We start from the raw sequence: 25,294 nt of genomic DNA, 5'->3' as shown, positions 1-25,294 counted from the left end.
CCTTTCATTATTAAGTCATTTAACTCTGCAAAATTAACCTTCATCAAGTTTTCCACTATGATAATACAACTCTAATTTTAACATATATTCCCACTTATTAAATAAAAAAAGCAGAAGGGTAATCAGTACCTCTGCTTTTCTGATGCAAATTTTATTCGATATATTTTTGCATTTTTATAAATTTATCATTCTGTATTCTTTTTATTCAGTGCCATCCTTATTTGAACGAAGGTGAAGATTTCTTCTAATTCACTTTCGGAAAACGCGTGATCACGTTGCGCGTAGACATTTTGCTCTTGAACTTTGGAAGAAAAAATTGCTTTTATTCCTGCAATATTAATTTTTTGATCAATGTAGGATTTTATTTCTAGTAATCGTTCAATATCATTGAGAGAAAAGATCCGTTGATTGCCTTTATTTCTTAGAGGTTGAATTAAATCCTGGTCCTCATAGTAACGGATTTGTCGAGCCGATAAGTTGGTCATTTCCACTACATTACTAATCGGGAAAATTGCTAAATGCTGAGGAATTTTATTTACCAAGCCACCTCCACCCCTTAATTAGAAAATTATTTTTGTGAGGCTAAATACGTGTAAACATCCCTTAGATGATGAAAGCCCTTCTCTTGAACAAGTTGAGCACTTTCAACCCAAAGCTTTGCCGTAGCAATGGCATCATGTAAGGCATGATGCCTATGTTCAATGGTAATTCCAAGGTAATGGCACCATTCATCTAAAGTAACCATACTTGTCATCGGTTCAACAATTTTCGTTAAAAACGATGTATCAATGACTCGATGCTCAAAGCGAGTCTTTAATACAGACCATGTCACGTGTTGCATAAAGTTTCGTTCATGATTGGCATGATGGGCTATCAGTGGGTCACTTTTAACATATTGAAAGAAATCAGTGAGAACCTTAGACATACTTGGAGCCAGTTCAAGATCTTTTTTTGTAATACCTGTCAATGCTGTGATTTCTTCTGATGGTCCTATTTCACTATAAACCAATGAATAAAAGAACTCTTCCTCGATAACCCGACCTTCGCGTATTTTCACTGCACCTATTGAAAGAATTTGGTCACCTTTATGTGGGTAGAAACCCGTTGTTTCGATATCAAAAACAACTAAATTTAATTTTGCGAATGGTAACTCAAGGACATCCTGTTTTTTTATTTCCCGTTGCAACTGTCTAAGGAAGGCTACATTACTTGGGTCATTTTGATTTGCTATTGATGAATATGAGTTTCCTCCTAATTTCCCTGGTATTTGCCTTAAGAATTGCATCATTTGGTTCATGTTCACGGTGAACACCTACGGTCAATGATTTCTTTCGTTTCCTTAAATAACTGACGTCCTTTTTTCATGATTTCTTTGAGTCCATCTTTTTCTCTTGCTGACATTGCGTTGACAGGTAATAAATGAACCTTTTTATAACTAACCGCATCTTTTTGAAAATACAAACGATAATTAAGCAACTTTAAGAAATATGACTGGTAGACTTTAATTGTTTCATAGCCCTCAGGTAGTTTTTGAAACCGCTCGAGAGTCGATGCCTCAGGAATTTTTTCAATTAAAGCTAAAAGGCGAAGTGAATTTACATAAGGAAAGAAGATTGTCTGTTTTAAATTAATTGTTCCAGCCTCTTCTCCTTTCTCCTCACTAAGGATTTGTCCGAATATCCCTATCCCTTTCTTTACAAAACCTACATTTTCATACAAGCGTTTGTAAAGAACAGGGTTTTCATCTAGTTTAGAGAAAGCAAATGTTTTTAAAGCTAATAATAGCTTATCCTCACCCGCTAACACGCGCGAATCAAAAAATGTAGAAAAGTACCTTAAAGACTCCCAATCTGCTTCATCAAACCATTGCGCGATTTGTGTTGTCCAGTCTGCACTTGACTTACACCAATAAGGATTCGAGGCCATGACATTCCCATCACAAGGTTCGTACCCAGCTAAGGCAAAACCTCTTGTAATTTCTTTACCCATTCTTATGAAGTAAGAGTGGAAGTGATCAGGGCCATCATAGATAATTCCATGATCCTGATCACTCCAAACTGATTGCTCATGTCTAGCTGCACTTCCCATGACAAAGAAAGCAAAGTGAGTAGGGGGTTTCCCCAACTCACTTTCTACTTTTGTAAGAGCAATTTGTATAATTTCTTTCATGATGATTTCGTGGAATTCGTTTAATTTTTGATGGTCCCATGATACTGATGGTAACTTCTTCTCAAGAAATTCCTTCACTTGTTCATAAGTTTTCAAGGAAATCATTCCCCTCAAAGGTTGCTAGCTTCTAAGCACCTTGCTTTTTGTCTGGCATGCTTTCAGGATAACCGTAGCTTCCATGTTCACTTAAGTCAAGACCAATGATCTCTTCTTCCTCAGTAACACGGATACCACCCATTGTTTTATCCATTACTTTTAAGATAATAAAGGAAACAACGAAAGCGAATAATCCACAAGCAACTACACCCATCGTTTGAACCCCTAATTGACCAAGTCCACCACCGTAGAACAATCCAGCTGCCCCACCGTTTAATTCTGCTAATTCAGGTGTTGCGAAAAAACCAGTTGAAAGTGTTCCCCATACCCCTGCAACACCGTGAACAGAAAGAGCAAAGATTGGATCATCAATACGAGCTTTATCAAATAACTTCATGCTAAAGTAAACGATTAGACCACCAATAATACCAATTAGTACGGCTGCCCACGGAGCAACAAACGCACATGATGCCGTAATTGCTACTAGCCCTGCTAAAGCACCATTTAAAGTTGTAGGAATATCTGCTTTACCAGAAACAGCCCAAACAATGAACATCGCAGCAATCGCACCAGCCGCAGCTGCAAGCTGTGTATTTAAAGCAACGTAACCGAAGAATGCATCATCGACGCCTAATGTACTACCAGCGTTAAATCCAAACCAACCTACCCAAAGAACTAAGACACCTAATGCTGTATAAACTTGGTTATGACCTGCTAAATCATTTGCTGAACCATCTTTATTGAATTTCCCAATACGAGGCTTTAAGATGATCGTTGCAGCCAATGCTGCCATCGCACCAGTTAAATGAACGACTGTTGAACCTGCAAAATCTTGTTTGCCGTGATCAGCTAACCAACCACCGCCCCAAATCCAATGAGCTACAACTGGATAAACAATTGCGGAAAAAAGTACTGCAAACACTACGTAAGCAGATAACTTTCCGCGTTCTGCAAATCCACCAAACGCTATTGTTAAAGCAATCGCAGCAAACGCTAATTGGAACATGAAGTCAACTGAACCGGCTAAGCCATCTACAACACTTGTAAAGTCTCCATAGAAAAAGTCCGACAAACCGATAAATGCGTTTCCTTCACCGTAAATAAAACCATACCCTACTGCCCAGAAAACAAGAGAAGCAACACCAACTGTAAAAATTGTTTTGCCGGCAATGTGACCCGCATTTTTCATTCTTGTTGACCCTGCTTCTAATAAGATAAATCCACCTTGCATTAGTAAAACCAACGTAAAACAAATAATAATCCACACGTTATTCATTAAATAAATCGGATCCATTCCCAACACTCCTTTTGTTTTTTCGAGTTAACTTTTGGCTAACATCGGTTGTTAAGTATGATTATACTTTTCTGAATTTTCACAACAACATATTTGGGAACTTATCTAACATAGTACTTTTTTAATATAATTTTGTAAGCGTTTTAGCTGTTGTGTTGTCAATGTTTTGAAAAAATCAAATATTCTTCCCTTATTGGAGTGTTGGAAATAGTACCATCGTTTACCTAATGATTGTCCTCTACTAATCTGTTAGTCTAGTATACGAGCTAGCAAAAAAAATAATAGATTTTAAGCGGAGGTATACAATGCGTAAACTAATTATGACTTTGACACTAGCGACAACTTTATTTTTTGTCGGTAACACCCAAACTGAGGCTTCAACCGTCCACTCAGTTAAAAGTGGAGACACTTTATGGTTAATTGCTAATCATTATGGAGTTCCTGTTAACTCTATTAAAACAGCAAACAACAAAGCGGGAGATATGATCTTCGTCGGTGAACGTTTAACTATTCCTTCTTCTGTTACAGCTGCAGAAAAGCGACTAATGGCTCAATTAGTGACAGCAGAAGCAAAAGGTGAACCATATGCAGGCCAAGTAGCCGTTGCAACAGTAATCTTAAACCGCGTAGATAGCTCGCTGTTTCCAAACACGATCTCGAGTGTTATCTATCAAACTGGTCAATTCACTCCTGTTCGTACAGGCACGATAAACCAAACTCCTACAGCTTCAGCGATCCGTGCTGTAGACGAAGCGATTGCTTTCCGTGGGCAAGGTAGAGGTTCACTATTCTTCTATAACCCAGCCATTGCTACTAACCATTGGAATGCAACAAGACAACACACTGTAACAATTGGGAATCATGTATTTGCTAAATAACAAATTAAGGCTGGGTAGCAATGACGCTACTCCAGCCTTTTTATTTTGGATGAATTTTCACTCCATGGAACTTCCCACCTCTTGTTCCGACGACGAGCATGTCGTTAAAAACAGCAGGAGAAGATTCAATATTTGAACCAAGATTTATCTGATGGATGATTGCTCCTGAGATAGCGTCAATAAAGTGTAAATTCCCGACCGAGTCAGCTTGGATAATATAAGTATACCCTTCTTCAGTCTTTACATTCACGGGAGAAGACCAAGCGTAATGAGGCATTTCCCAACGCCAAACCTCTTCACCCGTATCCTTATTTAGTGCTACCATTAATCCTGAGTACCTTTGTTTATATCTAGCAACTGCATAGATCACCAATTGATCAATAATGACCGGTGTTGCCAATACACCACCATTCACACCATCATAGAAAAATGCAGGATACTCTACATCCCAAACTACATCACCAGTTAAACCATTAATTTTGCGAATATGAGCATTGCCATCTTTTCCAACAATATCTACTTCCGTCGAAGTATAAATAAATGGCTGTTTACCTTCCAGATCTATTACTATCGTCGAGTCTGTATCATCTATTGGGGCTAAAGCAAAATAGGGCTCCATTGTCATTAGGTCTAATGCCTGAACGCTACCACCATTATCCGAAAAAAAAGCTAGGTTACGATACACTGCTACTGAGTTTTCAATCCCTTGATAATAGTTTTCTTGAATTTTGTACCGATATTTCATTGGACGAGGGTCTACAGATATTGTACGTTTATCTATATCAAATTTTGTATGTAATTTTGTCTTATAAAAAATTCCGTTTTCTCCACCACTAACTAATGTATCTGTTAACCGATTAATTAAAGGCGAACCATCAAAAGCACCCCAATCACGGTAGGCAAAGGGGTCTTCTCCTTTTTGAAAATACAGCTCCGTACTATCAATTAAACTAAATATTCTTTGGCCAAATGGAGATTTTTGCGGAATCCCATCGCCAACATAAAGAAGTGGGTAGCCCCTAGGATCAATTGCAACACTTCCCTTTATTGGATTTCCAATGCGGATAGGGTCTCTTGTTTTTTCCCCTGTTTCTAGTTCAAAAAAATACACGCTCCCATCTAATGATCCATATATAACCTCCACAAACTCTTCTTTTTCCTTAAACTTCTCAAAAACATTCATGATCTTTTTCACTTCTGGTTCCCACTTCACAATACTTGGTTGCCCTGTCCATCCCGACCCTCCGCCCCACCTTGGACTTGTTTGAGTTTGAAAATTCCAGACTGACTCTAATTCATATGAGACACCAGACCCAATCGTTCCATAGGAAGGCGACGTTCGGTAATGGTTTCCGCGAAAAGTTAAAACTCCCTCAATTTCTGTATATATCTCTGGAAAAGATTGAGCTTCTTCGTCTGTATACTCAAGATCCCGTTCTCCAACGACTTCTAATTCAAAATCGATGATAGAGAGATCACCCTTTACTACTTCGATGATAGAACGATTATCGCCAAACATTTTACTTTTATGAATAAGCTGTTGTTCCCTCGCAATTGTTGCTACATCAGTAGGGTTATAGATGGTTACGGATGAACACCCTTGGATAAGTAACGTCAAACATACCCCATATTTTATATATCTTTTCAACAAACACACCGCCCAATTATTTTCTAAGCCACAGATTATATGTATGGTGGCCAAGACAGAAAAATAATTGGGTAAGAAAAATTTATTAGGACCCTATATATGGTTGTTGACATAGCAATTAACTTTATGTTATTATAAATAATTTTACAATTACAACAACATATGTTATAATTAAATGATAATGTTCAGGAGGTGACCTTATGTTTTCAATAGGTGACAAGATTTTCTACCCAATGCATGGCGCTGGTATCATTGAAGCCATAGAGGAAAAGGAAGTCTTAGGAGAAAAACGGCTTTACTATATTATGAGTTTATCTGTTGGAAAAATGCAGGTAATGATACCTACTGAAAAAACATCTAAACTAGGAATTAGAGAAGTTGTTAACTCAAGTGTCTTAGAAAAAGTATTTCATCTTCTTTCAAGTGATGTCGATTCTAATCAACCAGTTCATCCTAACCAGAGGTATCGCCATAATATGGATAAAATGAAAACTGGAGATATTTATGAAGGTGCACAAGTTATTCGCGACCTAAGTCGTAGTAGCAAAAAGAAACCACTTGGAACAAGCGATAAAATGATGTTAAACAACGCTAGAAATATCCTTATCAGTGAACTTGTTCTCGTTCAGAACATGGAAGAAAACCAAGCAACTGATTATATAAATACCGTCATTAATCAATAACTGCCTATACAACAAATTCGAGCATGGGGTAAAGACCCTATGCTCTTTTACTTAGGCTATTTTCGCATAGTTTGTTGCTTTCGGAAAAATCCCAAAAGCCGGATTTTTACACAAAATACTAAGAATTCACAACTAAGTTAGTTAGTATTGCTCTTTTCTTACATAATTTGTTGGCTGATATCTTCATCTAGGCGATTATTTTAGGGTAAAAAAGCCACAGTTTTTTTGTGCGACGAGTAACCGCAGGAGCAAGGTTTACGAAAAGAGCCTTTATTTATTAAAACCACCAAGCATTGCAAAAAAGTTTCTTAGAAAGTTATAAAATAGCTTTTCTGTTGGTAATAGCTCTCGTTCTTTAGGAATAATGACTCCTACAGATCTAGTCACCTCAGGTTCGGTCACCCGTACCTTGACTGTTGAACGTGGGTGGTTATCAATAAGGGTAATTTCAGGTACTAATGTTACTCCCAATCCTGCTGATACTAAGCCCTTTATTGCATCAATATCATGCCCTTCAAAAGATATGGTTGGCTGAAACCCATTTTGTTTACAAGCACTGATAACAATTTCACGTAAAATAAATCCAGTTGGAAAAAGGACAAACTGATCTTCTCTAAGATCGCTAAGTGAAATCGACCGATTTTCTGCTAGTGGGTGATTCGAAGGCAGTAACGCTACAAGCTTTTCTTGAAACAAGACCTCACTCTTCAGCTTTTTCGATTCCTTTGGAACTGGTCCAAGTACCGCTATATCAATTTCCCCATTGATTACTGCATCTGTTAAATAATGATATGTGCCCTGGATTAGTTTGAATTTCACCAATGGGAACTCTTCACGAAAAGCCGAAATAACTGTTGGTAACGTATAATTCGCTAGACTGCTAGGAAAACCAATTCTAATTGTCCCACATTTTGGATCTAAGAATTCCTCTACCTCCCGTTTGGCATTTTCAATCACTTGCATTGCTTCCTTCATATGTTCTAAGAAAACTCTTCCTATTGGAGTTAACTTTACATTTCGTCCTTCACGGATAAATAGTTCCACTCCCAACTCTTGTTCTAAATTATATATTTGCCGACTTACTGCAGATTGAGCGATATGCATGTTATTCGCAGCATCTGTCACATGCTCTCTTTTGGCAACTTCAATAAAATATTGTATCTGTCTTAATTCCATTATTGTTAATCCCCCTACATCCAATCTCATTCCGGCATTAATTATATCTAATTTACGTATTGGTTTAGATTATTTTATCCATGTATGATTATACATAACGGAATGTCAGATAATCTATCAATGACCTTGTTAATTATCGGAATTTTTTTATAAATCTATCATACCAAATTTGGTTAATAAAAAGGGGAGTTAATTTATGCCTACAGTTCAAGAGATTCAAAAAGAACACTTAAACAATGCAGCACAGTATGTAAATGACGTCTTTGAAAAAGTAAAGCTTAGAAATCAAGGAGAGTCAGAATTTCACCAAGCTGTAAAAGAAGTATTTGATTCCTTAATTCCGATACTTGCTCAAGACCCTAAATATATTCAACAAAATATCCTCGAGCGTCTCGTAGAGCCTGAGCGTGTCATTTCTTTTCGAGTTCCGTGGGTGGACGATAAGGGGATCGTTCAAGTAAATCGTGGATTCCGAGTACAGTACAATAGTGCAATAGGACCTTACAAAGGTGGTTTACGGTTTCATCCTTCTGTAAATGCTAGCATCATTAAATTTCTAGGCTTTGAGCAAATCTTCAAAAACTCCCTTACTGGTCAACCAATTGGTGGCGGTAAAGGTGGAGCTGATTTTGACCCTAAAGGGAAATCCGATCAAGAAATTATGCGTTTTTGCCAAAGCTTTATGACTGAACTTGCCAAATATATCGATCCCGATACGGATGTTCCTGCTGGTGATATTGGTGTTGGGGCAAGGGAAATTGGCTACCTGTTTGGACAATACAAACGGATTCGAGGCGGCTACCCTGCTGGTGTGTTAACAGGTAAAGGGTTAGGATACGGAGGTAGTTTAGCTAGAACAGAAGCAACTGGATACGGTACTGTCTACTTTGTACAGGAGATGTTAAAAGACAAAGGTGATAGCTTTGAAGGAAAAAAAGTTATTATCTCTGGTTCTGGTAACGTATCAATCTATGCGATTGAAAAAGCACAAGAGCTTGGAGCAACGGTAGTCGCTTGTAGTGATTCCAACGGATATATCTATGATGAACGAGGAATTAACCTTGCGACAGTTAAACAGATCAAAGAAATCGACCGAAAACGAATTAGTGAGTATCTAACCTATCATCCTGAAGCTGAATACCATGAAGGTTGCTCGAACATTTGGTTAATCCCTTGTGACATTGCCCTACCATGTGCGACTCAAAATGAAATTGACGAAACCTCTGCCAAGTTATTAGTGGCCAATGGAGTAAAAGCAATTGGGGAAGGGGCAAATATGCCTTCTACTCTTGAAGCGATGGATATTTTTCTTGCAAACGGGGTACTATTTGGACCTGCTAAAGCAGCAAATGCAGGCGGGGTAGCTGTGTCAGCATTAGAAATGTCACAAAATAGCATGAGACTTTCTTGGACGTTTGAAGAAGTTGATGCAAAACTACATGAAATCATGAAAAACATTTATCGAAGCAGTGTTGCTGCTGCCGAACAGTATGGTAAATCCGGAAACTTAGTTGTCGGTTCAAATATTGCAGGCTTCAAAAAAGTTGCCGACGCGATGATTGCTCATGGGGTAATTTAGTTACAACACATGAACAGTGAGTAAAAATAGATAACTATACAAGCATCTACTGTACAATTAACCATAAAAGGGAAACTAATTAGCAAAATTAGTTTCCCCTTTTCTATGAGTTATTTAATTCAGATTTCCATTTCATTAACGATGAATAATGATCATCAACAATCTTTCCAATTACGGAAGATCATTTTCTTGAATAGTATCGTTGTACTGTGTAGTAAATGGATCTGTTGTTTTTCGTTCAACTTGATTTAGTTTGAGTGTAATAATTCACAATCACACGTAAAGAAAAACAGATAATAATTAAATCTTATCTGTTTTACCTGTTTTTTATCCCGTTTACTCTTTGGAGAAATCAATTATCCTTATTGGGTTACTAGAATTATCTTCATAGATGGCATATCTTCCTGGAGGTATATCAATTGGTTCCTTAACAAAATGAAGCTTTTTTTTATTTTCTTCAAAAAATTCATCTACACTATCTACTAAAAAAACTCCACCTGCTGATAAACCATCTTCATCATCTTCAATCATAAGTTGAATGTCTGTATTCGGTAACTTTAAAGCCACAGTATGATTACCTTCTCTCCAAGCCTCTTCAAATCCAAGGTTTTCCCGATAAAAAGTAACAGATTCCTTTATGTTATTAACAGGGTGATACAGAAAAACTAACTTCATAATTATTCCTCCTTCGATTAAGCATAATTTATTTATGTAATACGTAATTAAGTTATGTTAAGCGTAATCTATTTACGTATGGTTGTCAATATGATAAAATAACCTTTATGAAAGAATGGATACCAATACCAGGAACTGTTAAAGAAAAGTTGATTAAAGTAGCATTAGAAGAGTTCAGTCTTAATGGGTTTAAGAGTGTTAATATTACAAAATTAGCTGAGAAAGCTAATACAACTACTGGTGCAGTTTATCATCACTTTGGCTCCAAATATAGCCTGTATGAAGTTATTAGAACTGATATGGAGCAAAGAATTATTGATAGAATGGAGGGAGCAGCATCTTTGTTTGACCAGCCAAATAAAAGGTTGGAGGCTGCGCTGATAACCGCATTAGATTTTGCTGTAAAATCGAAAATTTGCAGATTATTGAGTGAAGATATAGCTGATTATAAAAATGACCAAGTTAAAAAATTTATTTACGAGTTTGGTAAAGACATCCCTTTACCTTTAGAAATCGTAATTTACTCATCATGGCGTTACATACTTAAAGCAATATCTGAAGATGAAATAACTTATGAACAAGGAAAAGATTTACTTAAATGGCTATTAAAAAGGGAACTCAATTGAGTTCCCAATTCATTCTAAAGAAATAAATGTTTTCTCTCCCATTTGTTGAAAAAAGACTACCGCAATTATTCAGCATATGTACTCTCGTTAAAAAGTACTTTTACTCATAACTTCAGTAAAGTTTTCCTCATATATATCAATCTTGCCATCCATTAGTATAATAATCTATAATGATTTACTAATTTCCCATAATCGTTTTAATACGTTCTCTTTCTTCGTTCTTATTTAAATATTCAAAGAAACCAAGACGATTTCCCCAAGGGTCTGTAAATGTAGCCCATTTTACAGGAACCTCTTCTCTCGAAAAGATTTCAAACCTATCAATGTTTAATTCTTCAATAAGGCGTTCCCTTTCACCTTCTATGTCTGTTACCCCAAAACGTATAGGACCACTTGCTTCAGAAGAGGTCCCCTCGGCAACTTGCAGCCAACAACCAGGTATTACTTCCCATTCAGCAAAACCTTCGTGTGGGATAAAATCTGGTTGTCTATTAAATAAAGTTTGATACCACATTTGTCCTTCTTGAATGTTCTTAACACGAACTTGATTTGTCATTTCAAATATCACACAAATCCCCCCAATGTGAGCTACTCATTATGATTTTTAATTTGGATAGTTAACTTTCCTTATTATGCTCGTTAGTGTAAGTGAAAAAAATTCACAAAATAACTAACTTCCTCACTTAGATAATACCAGAAAATAACAAATAAGGTGTAGAAGAGTTGTCCAACTATTCTCCTCTATGCTAAGATAGTTTGTTGCGCAGTATCTAGTCTACTACGAATTATTAGAGTTAATCTGGTCTTTTTGCAGAAGTCCGATCTTATATAGAATTAATCATTTTTTTAAACCTTTCAGAAAGATTGCAGTGGCAAACAGTCTGTCATTCACTCGAACTCTTTTCTCGTTTGGTGGTAAAAGCTCTGTCAGAATTGTTATATTGCAATGGCTTAATCAACTTTCCAAAATTCTTACTTCTAGTAGTCTAGTAAGATAAAAATTATCCACTTGAATAGTTGATAGCTAGATTTCTAACTAATCTTTAACCAAACGACATGCACCCAGCTTCTTTATTTACTGTCCCAATCCTTCGACAATAAGCTAAAGGTAACCAAGTCTTCGTAATGGCCATAAAGCCATTGACCTTCCCTCTTGATCCCCTCTCTAACAAACCCTAGTCTATCGGGAATAGCCATACTCTTGTGATTATTTCTAGCACACTGAATTTTTACTCTATTGAGATTTAATGTTCTGAAAAGGTAGGTCAACAATGACGCCAAAGATCTTGTAATAACACCGTTCCCTTGAGCTTCTTCAGATAGAAAGTAGCCAATACTCGTGGAACTATTCTTCCAATCAATATAATGAAGTCCTATCATACCAACTAATTTACCATTATACCTAATTCCTGCATCAAAACCGTTGTTATCCGCGTAGTTTTTAATCCAAATGGGGATGATAGGTTCAAAATCTTCCGCAGACTTTCTCTTATCAACCCATAACAACCATTTTCTAAGATGTTCTCGATTTGTATCAATGAGTTCAAATAATTCATTCTTATGATGTTGCTGTAGAAGTTCAATTGATATTTCATTATCTACTTTAAATGAAAACAATCATTTTCACCCTCTCATTTAATCTTCAAAATTATACCATAATTTGTATATTCTCTACTATCTAAATCCATAGGAAAAGACCAAATCTTAAAAATTTGGTCTTCAAGTAATTATTATTAACGAGCTTTTATAAACATCTGTACCCATGCGCCGTGATAAAATCCAACACCAATGGAATCGTATTGAGCGTTTAAAATATTGGCACGGTGCCCCTGTGAATTCATCCAAGAATTCATAACTGCCTCTGGAGTTTTTTGTCCCTTAGCAATGTTCTCTCCTGCTGTTTGATAGCTAATTCCAAAAGTTCTTAGCATATCAAAAGGAGAACCGTAGTTAGGACTGTTATGTGAGAAATAATTAGATTTAATCATATCCTCAGCTTTCTTATGTGCAACATTCTTTAAGTCTGCTCTATGTGTAAGTGGACTCAAACCGCGGTTTCTTCTTTCCTGATTAACCAATCGCACAACTTGATCTTCAAATGTACTTGAATGCTCGGCCGATGGTTTTAATCGGATGACTTCACCAACATGCATATTTGTAGGCACAATCTCAGGGTTTAATCTCATTAACTCACGGTAATCAAGTCCATACCTTTGCGCAATGAACCAAAATGTATCTCCACGTGATACTTTGTAATGCTCAAAAGGTGGTTCTTTAAAAAATTGAATGTTTTGAGCATGAGATACTACAGGAAGACAGAACGTAAATAGTAACACAGCAATAAAAATTCGTTTTATCATTGGAAATCCCTCCTTCATTTTTTTGAAGAAAAAAGTTTTTCTTCCAATAATAGTTTGACTCGTTTATACATAACTATGCTAGAAATATTTTGCAACTATTTCTTTCCAAGTCTAAACATGGCGACTACCGGAAAATGATCTGATGCATCACTCTTATGAACATTGACATTAGTTACCGTAAAATGATGACTGTGGAAAATATAATCGATTTGCCAGTCTTTTTTATAAAATGTCTGTAGTGGAATACCTTCATTACTTTTTTGTAGATAATTAGTCCAAATTTCATACTCCATCATACTAGGTGTTGAGTTTAAGTCACCAGTTAAAAAAACGGGTTTATTAACTCCTTCGATGAACTGATGGATACGGTGAATAGCTTTTAGACGTTCAGCTTTATCCAAGCCTAAATGTGTATTGATCACATAAATCTCTTCCGAATTTGGTAAAAGTATTTTCCCAATAATCGCAGACCGATTTTCACGGCTAGTGATAAACGGGATGATTTCCGAATCGATAATAGGAAACCGAGATAAAATGACATTCCCATAATAAAAGCCTGGATACGCAAGTGAAGGAAAATAAAGTACGTTCATATCTAGGTCCCTGGCAATCTGTCGTACTTGATCATAAAAATTAGAACGAATGCTATACCGCTCAACTTCTTGTAACGAAATAATATCAGCATTTACATCTTTCAGAGTGGCAATTACTCGGTTCAGATTTACTTGCCCATCAAGTCCCTTGCCATATCGGATATTATACGTAACAACAGTTAACTCACCATTAAAGTGATGCTCACCTAGAGTTTGCCAAGTATAAATTGCTTTCAATTTTTCATGAAAATATGTACTTGCACTAATAACCAAGATAACGACAATAATGATCCCCAAGAACCGTTTCCCCATGTAAAATTCCCCTATTCAAATTATTCTCTATTTTCATTATACTAGAATAGTCCGAATAATCAGTATGTAATTCTTTCCAGTTTTTATTTTGAATAGCTTCTAATTCTTGATACACTAAAATAAAACGATAAGGGGATGTATGCCCTTGATGATCCTAGCAATCATTACTTGTCTATTTTGGCTAATCGTTCTGATTGATGCTTTCCTTGGAATGCGTAAACTTGAAAGCCTAACAAATGTATCAGAAGACCTAGGAGGTAACACCCCACTGGTTTCCATTATTATTGCGGCAAAAAACGAAGCAAAGGATATTAAAAAAAGTGTTCAATCTCAACTCAAGCAAACGTATCAAAATATTGAATGGATTATCGTAAATGATCGTTCCAGTGATGGTACCGGGAAACTGATAGAAGAATTGGTCCAAGAAGACCATCGAGTACGTTCCATCCACATTCATGAGCTCCCTAGTGGTTGGCTCGGAAAAAACCATGCATTATATCAAGGCTACCTAGTTTCAAAAGGAGATATACTCCTTTTTACAGACGGTGATGTCTATTTTGAAAAGGATACTGTAGTAAAATCATTGTCCTACTTAACCAAAAATAACATTGACCATTTAACACTAACCCCAGATATGGACGTAAAACCATTTTGGGCAAAAGCGTTTGTTACCTTTTTTCTATTTGGATTTTCCTATTTTAAGAGACCTTGGCGAGCAAATGATGATCAGAGCCCTGTTGCGATAGGAATAGGTGCTTATAATATGGTAACAAAAGAAGCCTACGAGGCTGTTGGTACACATAAGAGCATTTCAATGCGTCCTGATGATGATTTAATGCTTGGAGTAAGTATTAAAAAGATTGGCAGAAAACAACGAATTGTCAGAGGTCAATCGCATCTACAAGTTGAATGGTATTCTTCCTTAAAAGAAGCAATCATCGGGTTAGAAAAAAATACATTCGCTGGTCTTTACTATAACTACTTTATGGTCATCTTTGCACTCAGTGGTATTTTCATTTCCCAGGTTTGGCCGTACCTCGCGCTCTTTTATACAGAAGGAGTAACTCGTACTCTGTATGGAATTTCAATTTTACTATTGTTCTTAGTTTACCGAGAGACGGCTAACGTCATGGCAAAAGGAGCGGTACGTTATTTTCTCGTTTTTCCAATCTCTGCGGTTATCTTCATGTATTGTATAGCTAGAGCAACAATCCTAACTAGCTTCCGTGGGGGTATTCAGTGGCGAGGAACGTTTTATTCAATGAAAGAGCTTAAGAAAAAACCATAGGGCCTCCTATGGTTTTCTACTAAATTCTCCGTCATTAGTTAACAATTCCTCTAATAGCTCTCTTCTCTCTTCCACTGACTGACTTCTTGTCAGTTCATAAAAAATAGGTTCTAAAAGGTTTCTCTGTATCCTATAACGGGTTTTCGGTTCTGTAATCCTCTCTTGGATGATCGACCTAGCATCGGCTAAAAAGTCAAGATACCATTCATACGAGTCATCAAATTGTGTATAAAGTTGTTCTACTATTTTTTTTGAAAGGCCGGGACTCGCTCCACTAGTTGAAACTGAAATCTCTAACTTTCCCCTTCGAAAAGTTGACGGTACGAAGAAATTACTTAAAGCTGGGTTATCTACTACATTTATTAGTTGAGTTTGATTGCAAGCCTCATATACCTGTTGGTTAACCTCTCTAGAATTCGTCGCTGCAATAATTATGAATGCGTTTGTCAGATCATCTTTAGAAAAGTTCTTATTCTTCCAAGTTAGCTTTCCTTCTGAAACAAAGGTGGATATCAAGTCAGTAATTTCTGGGCTTATTAATGTAATAATTGCACCAGTTTCTAAGAGTTTTCTCAGTTTTCTCTCGGCAATAACACCTCCGCCGACTATAACGATTTTCTGACTTCTTAATTTAAGGGTAATCGGATAGCTTTTCAGATTTTACACCCCTTCGTTATTTCGTTGGTAATCTTTACACTTAGAAATCCAATTTTCAACCAAACGTAGCGAGGATGCGAAGTGAATGTGGGTGTAACCTGCAACTAGATTGCTTGTCATAAACCCTTCCTGCACTGATCCACCTAGGCCTCTCGTTTGATAGGCAGACGAGACTGGCTTATTTGAGTGGTACGTAGAATAATGAAATTCGTGTCCTCTCGCTTCATTTTCTTCTAAAAATAAGAAATTTCCGCTTTCTCCTTTAATCTCTCGATAGCCTATTGCCACTAAATGCTTTTGCATTCGAACATAGCCTGGTATGACTCCGACCATTTCATATGAAATTCCATCTGTCGTTTCAATACCTTCAGTTAAGTACATAAAGCCCCCACATTCTGCCACTGTCGGTAACCCATTGTTTATTGCCTCTAGCAACGATTGTTTTACCTCAACTTGTGCTGACAGCTCGTCTGCAAATTCTTCTGGAAATCCTCCACCTATGTATAGTCCGTCGACTCCTTCAGGCAACCGTTCTCCTTGTAATGGAGAAAAGTACAACAACTTCGCACCTTTTTCTTCAAGTATTTCTAAATTTTCAGGATAGTAAAAGTTAAACGCTTGATCTTTCGCAACGGCTATTTGAACAGTTTGTTCTTCCTTTTTTGTAAAAATTGAAGGGAACGCCTCAAGCTGTTCAGCTTTTGATAGATCAATTAGCACTTCTAAATCAATCGTTTCCGAAACTAAGTTTGCTAAGCTACGAAAAAATTCCGTAAGCTCCCCACGTTCAATTGAAGGGATCAACCCTAAATGTCGTTCTGGCAACTCAATATTTAGTTCTTTCTTCAAGTAACCTACCACTGGTATCTCACACTCTTGTTCAATCGCTGTCTTAATAAGCTGATAATGCCCCTCGCTTCCAACTTGGTTGGCAATCACCCCAACAATTGTTGCACCCCCACTAAGAGTCTGAAACCCTTTGACGATAGCTGCTGCACTCCGAGCCATACTATAGCAGTCGACAACAAGGATAACAGGACTTTTTGTCATCATGCTAATTTCAGCAGTGCTCCCAACATTCGAACGTGGATCTTTACCGTCAAGGAACCCCATAACTCCTTCTATTATACTAATATCAGCTTCTTCGCTTCCTCGCAGAAAAATTTCTTTCACTTTTTCCTCATCTAACATCCAACTATCCAAATTCCGGGATGGTCTTCCTGTAACAGCTGTGTGATAGGAAGGATCAATGTAATCTGGCCCACATTTAAAGCCTTGTACAACCAATCCTTTACTCTTTAAGGCTGCCATTAGCCCAATCGTTAACGTTGTCTTCCCTACACCACTTCCAGTACCGGCAATAACTAATCTATTCTGACTCAACAGTGACACCACTCTTCTCTAAAAAGTTATATGGGAGCTCATTTACGAGCCGTCCTTTTCTACCCGTTGTCGTTGTTGCCTTAGTTAAGGAGTTTAAAATCGCTTCTTCTGTCACTTCTGTAACAGCTTGGAAAAGTTCGTTCATAACCGTTGTTTCTTCCCGAATTTGTTGAATGACTTCCTGTTGCTGATCTGAAAAATGGCTAACAGTTTTTGCCGTTGAAAAGGCAATCACGATATCACCACTGCCATGACTTGCGTGACTTCCCGTTCTTCCTAAGCCAATCGTGGCACGCTTCGCTAGTCTCTTTAATTGTCGTTCACCTAATGGTGCATCGGTAGCCAAGACTATCATGATCGAACCGTCCGTAAGGTAGTCCGGCTCTTCAGTTCGATCTGAGTATTGCCAATAACGAAAATCCTCTCGTTTGCCAAAGTTACTTAGAACAAGGCAACCAACCGTATACGAAGCACCTTCATTCGTTACTACCCTTGATGAAGCACCAATTCCACCTTTGTAACCAAAGCATACCATTCCGGTTCCTGCCCCTACAGCACCTTCTTTTGCCTGATCTTCACTAGCACTCTCAATAGCTTTAACCGCATCTTCTGGTGTTACAGGGAATAATCGAATTGAATTTAAGTAGCTATCATTGCATTCTCCAACCACAATATTGATTGTTCCTGTGGTGTCACCAATCTCTGGATTGTTCTTAAGCATATACTGCAATGTACCTTGAGTAACAGCTGGTACCCCAAATGTATTTGTGAGCATAATTGGCGATTCGAGTAGGCCTAATTCTTCGACTTGAACTAACCCCGTCGTTTTACCGAACCCATTAATGACATAACTTGTAGCGATTACCTTTTCACGAAATAAATTACCACCGTGAGGCAAAACTGCGGTGACGCCAGTACGAACTACTTCTCCGTCCAAGAGCTCTTTCATTAGCGTCAGATGACCTACTCGAACACCCTTTACATCGGTAATACAATTTTTCTCTCCTGGTGGAAGCTTTCCAATCTGAATACCTAAATCTCGTAGTTTCTTTCGGTCCATTATAAACCTCCTACTATCATATCAACATGGGGAATCCCATCTTCTAAATAGGTTTCCGAAATAGGCGAGAAACCAAATGAGCCATAGAACTCTCGTAAATGATCTTGTGCCTGAATTTTAATTTGTTGTTCTTGAAGCTCTTCTTCGACAAATGTAATCGCATTTCTCATTAATTCTGATGCCAACCCTTGACGACGATATTCCTCTTTTACAATTACTCGTCCTATCGACACTTGTTGATACTTTAAGCCCTTAGGTAAAATTCTACAATATGCTCTGATCTCACCTTCTTTTTCATAAAACAGGTGAAAAGAGCCTTGGTCTAAATCATCAAGTTCAGGGTAAGGACAGTTTTGTTCCACAACAAATATATTAATTCGTTCTCTTACAATGTTGTATAGTTGCTCTTTTGTTAATTCTTCATATGTTTTGATCTTCCAGGTCATATTCCTTCTCCTTTAATGGCGTAAAAACAGCCTCCAGCGGGAGGCTGTTTACATCGCATCATTTTTTAAGTGTCCATGATAAAGTTCATAGTAAAAGTTTTTCTCTTTAAGTAGCGATTGGTGTGTCCCTTTTTCGATCATTTTCCCTTCATGTAGAACAATTATTTGATCAGCTTGCTGGATCGTATTTAAACGATGAGCAATGACAAAACTAGTCCGCCCTTCCATTAATCTTGCAAGGGCTTCTTGAATTTTAATTTCGGTAATGGTGTCAATGCTACTCGTTGCTTCGTCTAAAATTAATATTTTCGGACGTGAAAGAATTGCTCTAGCAATTGAAAGCAATTGTTTCTGTCCTTGGCTGATACCGCCACCATCCTGAGATAATACTGTATCATAGCCTTTTGGAAGTTTCATAATAAAGGAATGAGCATTGGCCTGTTTTGCCGCCTCCATCACAGCTTCATCACTTGCATGTAAATCTCCATAGCGGATGTTTTCGAGAATGCTGCCTTCGAATAAAAATGGATCCTGGAGCACAAATCCTAAGTGTTGTCTCAGACTTTTACGACTAACCGTTGATATATCCTGTCCGTCGATAGTAATTGACCCTGCTACAGGATCATAAAAACGACTTAGCAAATTGATGACTGTCGTCTTCCCTGCTCCAGTTGGCCCAACAAGAGCAACAGTTTCACCAGCCTTAGCTTGAAACGAGATATCGGTAATTGTTTGACCTTCGTGATTGTAAGAGAACGACACATGATCGAATTCTACATTTCCCGTTACATCTTCAAGCTCGGCTAAATCTGTTTTAACCTCTTCTTTTTCTTCGTCCATGACCTCGAAAACACGTTCTGCACCTGCAACTGCCGAAAGAAGTGTGTTGTATTGATTGGCGAGGTCATTTAATGGCCGAGTAAATTGCCTTGAATATTGGGTAAACGTAACGATAATACCAATTGAGACTAAGTCATTAAGAGCAAGTATTCCACCTGCTAAGGCGATAATTGCAAAGCTTAAATTGTTTAGTACGTTCATTAGCTTTGGAATAAAGCCTGAATAGGCTTGTGCCCAGTAGCCCGATTTCCTCAGCTGCTCGTTCCGTTCTAGAAATTGTTCAGTCATTCTTTCTTCCTGGGAGAATGTTTTTACAACACTCTGACCAGAAATCGTTTCTTCAATAAATCCATTCATTGAACCTAAATTACGTTGTTGTTCACGAAAATATTTTTTCGTCCTCGCAGTAATCCATTTCATTCCATAATAAAGTAACGGTATGATCGTTAGGGTTATTAAGGTTAAAAGCGGACTAAGATAAATCATAAAAGCGACTGTCCCAATAAGCGTCAGAAGACTAGAAAAAATCTGTATAACCGAACTATTTAAGGTACGGCTGACATTTTCCATATCATTTGTTAATCTACTCATTAGCTCACCGTGTTGCTTTCGATCAAAGTAACTAATTGGCAAACGGTGTAAATGGCTAAACAAATGTTCCCGCATTTTGTAAACGGTCGTTTGAGCGATACTAATCATGTAGTAGTTATGTAACCAAATGGCTACAGAATTCACCAGATAAACAATCGCTAAAAACACTAAGAGCCTAAAAAATCCGTCACTATTTCTTGGGATGATATATTCATCAATCGCATAACCAATCAAATATGGTCCAAGTAAAGATAGAGCAACACTAATAAAAACCAACACCAAAACGAAAGTAAGTAGTGCTTTTTTTTCAGCTAGGTAACTCCAGATCCGTATAACCGTACCTGTGATATCTCTACTTTTTTTTGGCGGCTGCTTACTGTTTGTCTTTGTTTGTTTAGCCATGACTTGCCACCTCCTCTAACTGCTGTGAGTCGTAGATCTTCTGATACAACTCACTTGTTTGCAGTAGCTTATCATGTTCTCCTTCAGCAACAATACGGCCATCCTCAAGCAATAAGATTTTATCAGCAGCCATTACTGTACTTATTTTTTGTGTAATGATAAGGGTCGTACACGAGAGGTCACGAATCGCTTCTAAAATCTTCTGCTCCGTTTGTAAGTCTAACGCACTCGTACTATCATCTAACAATAAAATTTTCGGTTTGCGAATTAATGCTCTTGCAATGGATACCCGCTGTTTCTGACCACCTGAAAGATTTACACCTTTTTGACCAATGATTGTCTCATATTGATTTGGTAGTTTGACAATGGTTTCATGTATCTGTGCTGCCTTTGCCGCTTCTATTATTTCTTCCATAGAAGCACCTTCCTTGCCCCAGCAAATATTTTCACGGACTGTCCCTGTAAAAAGACGGGCTTCTTGTGGAACAAAACCAATGTTATTTCGTAATGAAGTTAATTTAAATTTTCTTATATCCTCGCCGTCTAGCGTAACAGTCCCTTTTGACACATCGTAAAGTCGAGGAATTAGTTGAAACAACGATGTTTTTCCTGAACCAGTAGCACCAAGAAGAGCCACAGTTTCTCCAGATCTCGCTTCAAAGCTTATATTCATTAGTACATTTTCTTTCGTATCAGGATATTGGAAAGATACATCATCAAACCTTACGTGTCCTCTTATTAACTCCTCTTGTAAAGACGATCCAGCACCATCAACTAAATCTACATCAGCCTCTAGTACTTCAACTATCCTAGTAGAAGACGCCTTTGCTCGAGCAAGATTCATTAATAGAAATGAAAAGACCGAAAAAGCAAACATAATTCTTGTCGCATAATTAACTAGTGCCACTATTTCTCCGATATTTGCATTATTCGCCGTTACTTGAAAGCTTCCAAACCATAAAATCACTAATATGCTAATATTCATTACTAATAAAAGGACTGGCATTGTTAATTCAATAAGCCTTAGAGCTTTTATCGTTTGATCTTTCAGTTCAGTACTTGATTTTGCAAATCGATTTTGTTCATGGGATTTTCTTAGAAACGCTTTTATTAATCTCATCCCTGACAAGTTTTCACGCATAACACTATTCACAGAGTCTAATTTGTCTTGGACAATCCGAAATAGAGTTACCCCTCTCCCCATCAACCAGACCATAAACAGAAACATTAAAGGCATTGTGACAACTAATATTAACGCCAACTGCCAATTTACAATTAACGCCATAACCACTCCACCAATAACGAGTAAAGGTGCTCTAGCCATAATTCGTAAGCCCATAAAAACTAACCCTTGAAGCTGTGTAACATCATTCGTTAATCTCGTGATTAACGAAGAGGTCGGAAATCGATTAAGATTTGCAAAGGAAAACGACTGTACTTTATCAAACAAGCTTTTCCTTACGTCATACCCAAATCCTTGACTTACGTGTGCAGCATAAAATGAATTAATAATTCCAGCAGCAAATCCTACAAAGGACAATCCCAACATAATACCGCCCCATGTAAGAACGACAGATAAATCATTTTTTAGAATTCCATCATCGATAATTTTTGCCATTAATAGCGGATGCCAAAGCTCTACAAACAATTCCACAAGCATTAAAAATAATGCGATATATATTGGCTTTTTATAAGATTTTAAAAACGAAAATACCTTTAACATGAATTCCCCCAGAAACTGTAATTTCTATGTTTAACTGATCTTATTAGTTTAAATCCAATGAACAAAATATTCAAACAATAAACCCTGCAGTTATTGGAAAAGAAAAAGCCCCCGAATCGGGAGCTTGCCAATTATGACGGGTCAAAGCCTTCCATAACATCCATGTTATTTTCAATTAACTCTATAATCGCGCCCGCTTCTTCTTTGCTAAAAATAAAGTTTGTTTCATCTTCAATCATTTCATCGTCTTCTGTATAAATACGATTAACTCTATGAAGAATTCCGTCGCCAGTTTCTTTCACTACGCCAAATTTATAGGTTACTTCCACTTCATCTAAGTATGAGTAGGCCAATACTTCAGGCGTTGTCCATTCCACATCAACGATTACATCATATTCTCCGCCATCAGTATATACTTGTTCTTCATCATCTATGTCATCATCATCATCATAGATATCTTCATCGTCTTCATCATAGATATCTTCGTCATCTTCCTCAATATCTTCAAGTTCATTGTCCATAAAGTTATGGAACGTTTCATGAACCGCATCCAGGATTTCTTCAATATCAGGAAGAATTTGCCGAAATGTTTCACCTGTTGTTAAATCGAATTCTTCCATGTAAAACTCTTCGTTATGCGGATCAAAGAATAAAGTACTAAAAACCTCACGATCTTCATCCTCAAATTCTACAAAGAATTCAATTTTTGGGTGTTTAGCAGCTCTGTCAATACGCATATGTCCTAATTCATCATAATCTTCGCAAATCGACTCTAAGTTGTCTTGCATCTCGCTACAAACTCGATCAAACCATTCTAATGACATAATAACATCCCACCCTTTCAATATTGATACATAGTTATTATGTCTATCTACCACAAACTTCAGCAATCCATATTTACCCATTTACGCAAAAGTGGCTCGTCCAAACCTCGACGAGCCACTCCTAAAATTCAATTGAACGATAGTCAAACGGGTCAATTTTCTTTAACAACGACAATTCTTTTTCTGTCGGTGCATTTGTATACTTTATTTCATCATAGGATAACTCAAAGCCAGTATTGGCTTTAACCTCTTCTAATGAAGAAGTTGGTTGGATCCTATCTAAATGAAGCTTTCCTGCTTTGTACTGAAAAATACAAAGTGGGGTAACGATCTTCCATAAGTTCCCTCGGGTAGTGATGAAATCTACATTTTCAACGAACGTTCGTTTATCATGTTTAGTTCGCCAAATGATTGCTTTTTTGGCTGTTGGGATTAACACCGCACTTCCTGCACCACCAGGCAATCGGACTTTTGGCTTTTGATAGCTTCCAACGACAGATGCATTAATATTGCCATGAAGATCAAACTGTATTCCACTTAAGAAAGCCACATCTAACCTTCCACGCATCGACAAATCAAAGACTTCCTCTAAAGGGAAATATGACTCTGCTCCTGAAAAAAGGTCCGCACCAGCCGATGAGTACGACGCTTGAGTAACTGAGGAAGGGTTTACACCGCCTGGGATATTTAAGTGCACTAAATTAGGCGCATGTAATCTTTTTGCCAACATCATTGCGATCATTGGTAAATGGGAAGAAACACCATGAAAAACCGTTTCACCATCATTTAGTAAGTTCGCAATCGCGCATGTCATCATATCACTCGCTCGATATTGCTGGTTTACCATAGCTTTGTACCCCCAGAGTAATCTTTTTTCTCATAACTTTGGAGGTAGGAGATTAGTTCATCTTTGTTTTTTTGAGCCATAAATGACTGCAACGACCGATCATCAACCTCATATTTTTGGTAACATGAAGTAGGTGCCGCCCCCTGTGGAGTTTTTACTACTGCTGAAACTAAAAATCCTGGAATATCGATTTGGTCTTTTAAAAGCTTCATTCTGCTTTCTGGTACAATTTGTTCAGTCGTAATGATTACTTGTTTAGCAGCACGACTAATGAGTACATCTTCAAATTTAGGGCCGACAATCCTTGCATTTCCCTGTTGATCACATTCTTGAACATGAATAAAAGCTACATCAGGGACAATTGCTTTCACTAAAGTCACCGGCGTCCCACTAAACGGGTCTTCCACTACAACAAAGTAATCATTCTCTAGAAGTAGGTCACCTGCATTTAAACCATGAACAGGCATAAATGGGACATTCATCGTTGCCGCACGTAAAGAGCAGATAACTGTATAACAAGCATGCTCATTTGCTCTTACATTCCCTTGCTCCACTGCTTTTCGGTAATGTGTGGCTAACCCATACTTAGACTCATAACTAACAAAACCAGCATCTACCGTTTCAACACAATCCATTGCACATAAAAGATCAATATCATGTGCCCCCGCGGTTTTTACCAGCTTAAGCAGTTTCTTTTCCTGTCTAATTATCTCCCTAACAGCTGCCATTGGCGCACGATGAAGTACATTACCACCAATCGCAATTGTATCCCCATCGTTGACTAAACTGACTGCGTCCTTTAATGACATAACCTTACTCAAACATACACCACCCTTGAAAAGCAATGTAGAATTATGAATGTAAAATGTAGAATTGGTGTGGGTATCTCTTCGAAGCCAAGCCAACCCCACAACCTATTACATTTTTCATTCCTTATTAATTCTACATCTTGCATTTTACATTCTGCATTTCAATTCATAACTCATAATTCATAATTGTTTTTTTTTACATTCTACATTTTGCATTCTACATTCTACATTTCAATTCATAATTCATAATTCATAATTGTTTTTTTTACATTCTACATTTTGCATTCTACATTCTACATTTCAATTCATAATTCATAATTCATAATTCATAATTC

General features: G+C 37.4%; 25 protein-coding genes. 5 read left to right on the top strand and 20 right to left on the bottom strand.

From position 1 onward, the window contains the following. Nucleotides 1-185: 185 nt before the first annotated feature. Genes DS745_RS25330 through DS745_RS02095 form a run of 4 tightly spaced genes read right to left on the bottom strand, consistent with a single transcriptional unit; the run spans nucleotide 186 to nucleotide 3,559 of the window. Nucleotides 186-542 carry a MerR family transcriptional regulator gene (locus tag DS745_RS25330; RefSeq protein ID WP_129076551.1) on the bottom strand — a complete coding sequence of 119 codons (357 nt, stop codon included), beginning with the start codon at nucleotides 540-542 and terminating at the stop codon, nucleotides 186-188. Between the two features lie 26 nt (nucleotides 543-568). Continuing rightward, on the bottom strand, nucleotides 569-1,297 hold the full coding sequence (locus DS745_RS02105; RefSeq protein WP_129076550.1) for an exonuclease domain-containing protein: 729 nt from the start codon (nucleotides 1,295-1,297) through the stop codon (nucleotides 569-571). 2 nt (nucleotides 1,298-1,299) lie between these two features. Then, nucleotides 1,300-2,265, bottom strand: coding sequence for a DUF294 nucleotidyltransferase-like domain-containing protein (locus DS745_RS02100; protein WP_129076549.1), 966 nt, complete (start codon nucleotides 2,263-2,265; stop codon nucleotides 1,300-1,302). Nucleotides 2,266-2,296: 31 nt separating this feature from the next. Further along, a complete protein-coding gene (locus DS745_RS02095) occupies nucleotides 2,297-3,559 on the bottom strand; it encodes an ammonium transporter (protein WP_129076548.1) in 1,263 nt (420 codons plus the stop codon). Between the two features lie 305 nt (nucleotides 3,560-3,864). Here DS745_RS02095 and DS745_RS02090 point away from each other — a divergent pair, with 305 nt between their 5' ends. After that, complete coding sequence (locus DS745_RS02090) at nucleotides 3,865-4,437, top strand: cell wall hydrolase (RefSeq protein ID WP_129076547.1); 573 nt, start codon at nucleotides 3,865-3,867, stop codon at nucleotides 4,435-4,437. A gap of 40 nt (nucleotides 4,438-4,477) precedes the next feature. On the opposite strand, the gene DS745_RS02085 is transcribed toward DS745_RS02090, so the two are convergent. Next, complete coding sequence (locus DS745_RS02085) at nucleotides 4,478-6,085, bottom strand: outer membrane protein assembly factor BamB family protein (RefSeq protein WP_129076546.1); 1,608 nt, start codon at nucleotides 6,083-6,085, stop codon at nucleotides 4,478-4,480. A gap of 200 nt (nucleotides 6,086-6,285) precedes the next feature. On the opposite strand from DS745_RS02085, the gene DS745_RS02080 reads away from it, so the two are divergent. Beyond that, on the top strand, nucleotides 6,286-6,768 hold the full coding sequence (locus tag DS745_RS02080) for a CarD family transcriptional regulator (RefSeq protein ID WP_129076545.1): 483 nt from the start codon (nucleotides 6,286-6,288) through the stop codon (nucleotides 6,766-6,768). Between the two features lie 270 nt (nucleotides 6,769-7,038). Here DS745_RS02080 and gltC read toward each other — a convergent pair whose 3' ends face one another. Beyond that, on the bottom strand, nucleotides 7,039-7,944 hold the full coding sequence (gltC, locus tag DS745_RS02075) for a glutamate biosynthesis transcriptional regulator GltC (RefSeq protein ID WP_129076544.1): 906 nt from the start codon (nucleotides 7,942-7,944) through the stop codon (nucleotides 7,039-7,041). A gap of 196 nt (nucleotides 7,945-8,140) precedes the next feature. Between gltC and gdhA the strand changes: the two genes are divergently transcribed. Beyond that, nucleotides 8,141-9,523 carry an NADP-specific glutamate dehydrogenase gene (gdhA, locus tag DS745_RS02070; protein WP_129076543.1) on the top strand — a complete coding sequence of 461 codons (1,383 nt, stop codon included), beginning with the start codon at nucleotides 8,141-8,143 and terminating at the stop codon, nucleotides 9,521-9,523. A gap of 336 nt (nucleotides 9,524-9,859) precedes the next feature. Here gdhA and DS745_RS02065 read toward each other — a convergent pair whose 3' ends face one another. After that, on the bottom strand, nucleotides 9,860-10,198 hold the full coding sequence (locus DS745_RS02065; protein WP_129076542.1) for a VOC family protein: 339 nt from the start codon (nucleotides 10,196-10,198) through the stop codon (nucleotides 9,860-9,862). Between the two features lie 107 nt (nucleotides 10,199-10,305). Here DS745_RS02065 and DS745_RS02060 point away from each other — a divergent pair, with 107 nt between their 5' ends. Beyond that, on the top strand, nucleotides 10,306-10,824 hold the full coding sequence (locus tag DS745_RS02060) for a TetR/AcrR family transcriptional regulator (RefSeq protein ID WP_129076541.1): 519 nt from the start codon (nucleotides 10,306-10,308) through the stop codon (nucleotides 10,822-10,824). Between the two features lie 178 nt (nucleotides 10,825-11,002). On the opposite strand, the gene DS745_RS02055 is transcribed toward DS745_RS02060, so the two are convergent. The 4 genes from DS745_RS02055 to DS745_RS02040 all read right to left on the bottom strand — a co-directional run bounded on the left by DS745_RS02055 (nucleotide 11,003) and on the right by DS745_RS02040 (nucleotide 14,089). Next, nucleotides 11,003-11,392, bottom strand: a complete 390-nt coding sequence (locus tag DS745_RS02055) for a VOC family protein (protein WP_129076540.1) — start codon at nucleotides 11,390-11,392, stop codon at nucleotides 11,003-11,005. A gap of 503 nt (nucleotides 11,393-11,895) precedes the next feature. After that, on the bottom strand, nucleotides 11,896-12,441 hold the full coding sequence (locus DS745_RS02050; RefSeq protein ID WP_129076539.1) for a GNAT family N-acetyltransferase: 546 nt from the start codon (nucleotides 12,439-12,441) through the stop codon (nucleotides 11,896-11,898). A gap of 116 nt (nucleotides 12,442-12,557) precedes the next feature. After that, nucleotides 12,558-13,184 carry a CAP domain-containing protein gene (locus DS745_RS02045; protein WP_129076538.1) on the bottom strand — a complete coding sequence of 209 codons (627 nt, stop codon included), beginning with the start codon at nucleotides 13,182-13,184 and terminating at the stop codon, nucleotides 12,558-12,560. 95 nt (nucleotides 13,185-13,279) lie between these two features. Further along, a complete protein-coding gene (locus DS745_RS02040) occupies nucleotides 13,280-14,089 on the bottom strand; it encodes an endonuclease/exonuclease/phosphatase family protein (protein ID WP_129076537.1) in 810 nt (269 codons plus the stop codon). Nucleotides 14,090-14,237: 148 nt separating this feature from the next. On the opposite strand from DS745_RS02040, the gene DS745_RS02035 reads away from it, so the two are divergent. After that, on the top strand, nucleotides 14,238-15,377 hold the full coding sequence (locus tag DS745_RS02035) for a glycosyltransferase family 2 protein (protein ID WP_129077005.1): 1,140 nt from the start codon (nucleotides 14,238-14,240) through the stop codon (nucleotides 15,375-15,377). 6 nt (nucleotides 15,378-15,383) lie between these two features. Here the strand turns inward: DS745_RS02035 and DS745_RS02030 are convergent, their stop codons facing one another. The 9 genes from DS745_RS02030 to DS745_RS01990 form a co-directional block, all read right to left on the bottom strand. Then, entirely contained in the window at nucleotides 15,384-16,019 is a 636-nt protein-coding gene (locus DS745_RS02030) for a precorrin-2 dehydrogenase/sirohydrochlorin ferrochelatase family protein (protein ID WP_277750897.1), read from the bottom strand. A gap of 18 nt (nucleotides 16,020-16,037) precedes the next feature. Then, nucleotides 16,038-17,417, bottom strand: coding sequence for a cobyrinic acid a,c-diamide synthase CobB (locus DS745_RS02025; RefSeq protein ID WP_129076535.1), 1,380 nt, complete (start codon nucleotides 17,415-17,417; stop codon nucleotides 16,038-16,040). Further along, nucleotides 17,404-18,477, bottom strand: a complete 1,074-nt coding sequence (locus tag DS745_RS02020) for a DmpA family aminopeptidase (protein ID WP_129076534.1) — start codon at nucleotides 18,475-18,477, stop codon at nucleotides 17,404-17,406. Before DS745_RS02020 ends, DS745_RS02025 begins: the two co-directional genes overlap by 14 nt. Continuing rightward, on the bottom strand, nucleotides 18,477-18,923 hold the full coding sequence (locus DS745_RS02015; protein ID WP_129076533.1) for a GNAT family N-acetyltransferase: 447 nt from the start codon (nucleotides 18,921-18,923) through the stop codon (nucleotides 18,477-18,479). The genes DS745_RS02020 and DS745_RS02015 overlap by 1 nt, the downstream gene beginning before the upstream one ends. A gap of 48 nt (nucleotides 18,924-18,971) precedes the next feature. Beyond that, the gene (locus DS745_RS02010) at nucleotides 18,972-20,756 is read right to left on the bottom strand and encodes an ABC transporter ATP-binding protein (protein ID WP_129076532.1); all 1,785 of its coding nucleotides are present in this window, start codon (nucleotides 20,754-20,756) and stop codon (nucleotides 18,972-18,974) included. Next, the gene (locus tag DS745_RS02005; protein WP_129076531.1) at nucleotides 20,749-22,479 is read right to left on the bottom strand and encodes an ABC transporter ATP-binding protein; all 1,731 of its coding nucleotides are present in this window, start codon (nucleotides 22,477-22,479) and stop codon (nucleotides 20,749-20,751) included. Before DS745_RS02005 ends, DS745_RS02010 begins: the two co-directional genes overlap by 8 nt. Before the next feature lie 131 nt (nucleotides 22,480-22,610). After that, complete coding sequence (locus DS745_RS02000) at nucleotides 22,611-23,303, bottom strand: hypothetical protein (protein ID WP_129076530.1); 693 nt, start codon at nucleotides 23,301-23,303, stop codon at nucleotides 22,611-22,613. Between the two features lie 121 nt (nucleotides 23,304-23,424). Beyond that, nucleotides 23,425-24,150 carry a CoA-transferase subunit beta gene (locus tag DS745_RS01995; RefSeq protein WP_129076529.1) on the bottom strand — a complete coding sequence of 242 codons (726 nt, stop codon included), beginning with the start codon at nucleotides 24,148-24,150 and terminating at the stop codon, nucleotides 23,425-23,427. Then, entirely contained in the window at nucleotides 24,144-24,971 is an 828-nt protein-coding gene (locus DS745_RS01990; protein ID WP_129076528.1) for a CoA transferase subunit A, read from the bottom strand. Before DS745_RS01990 ends, DS745_RS01995 begins: the two co-directional genes overlap by 7 nt. Nucleotides 24,972-25,294: the final 323 nt, after the last annotated feature.

Origin of the sequence: Anaerobacillus alkaliphilus (assembly GCF_004116265.1) — a bacterium.
GTDB classification, from domain to species: domain Bacteria; phylum Bacillota; class Bacilli; order Bacillales; family Anaerobacillaceae; genus Anaerobacillus; species Anaerobacillus alkaliphilus.
This window is presented reverse-complemented; position numbering and strand designations above follow the sequence as displayed.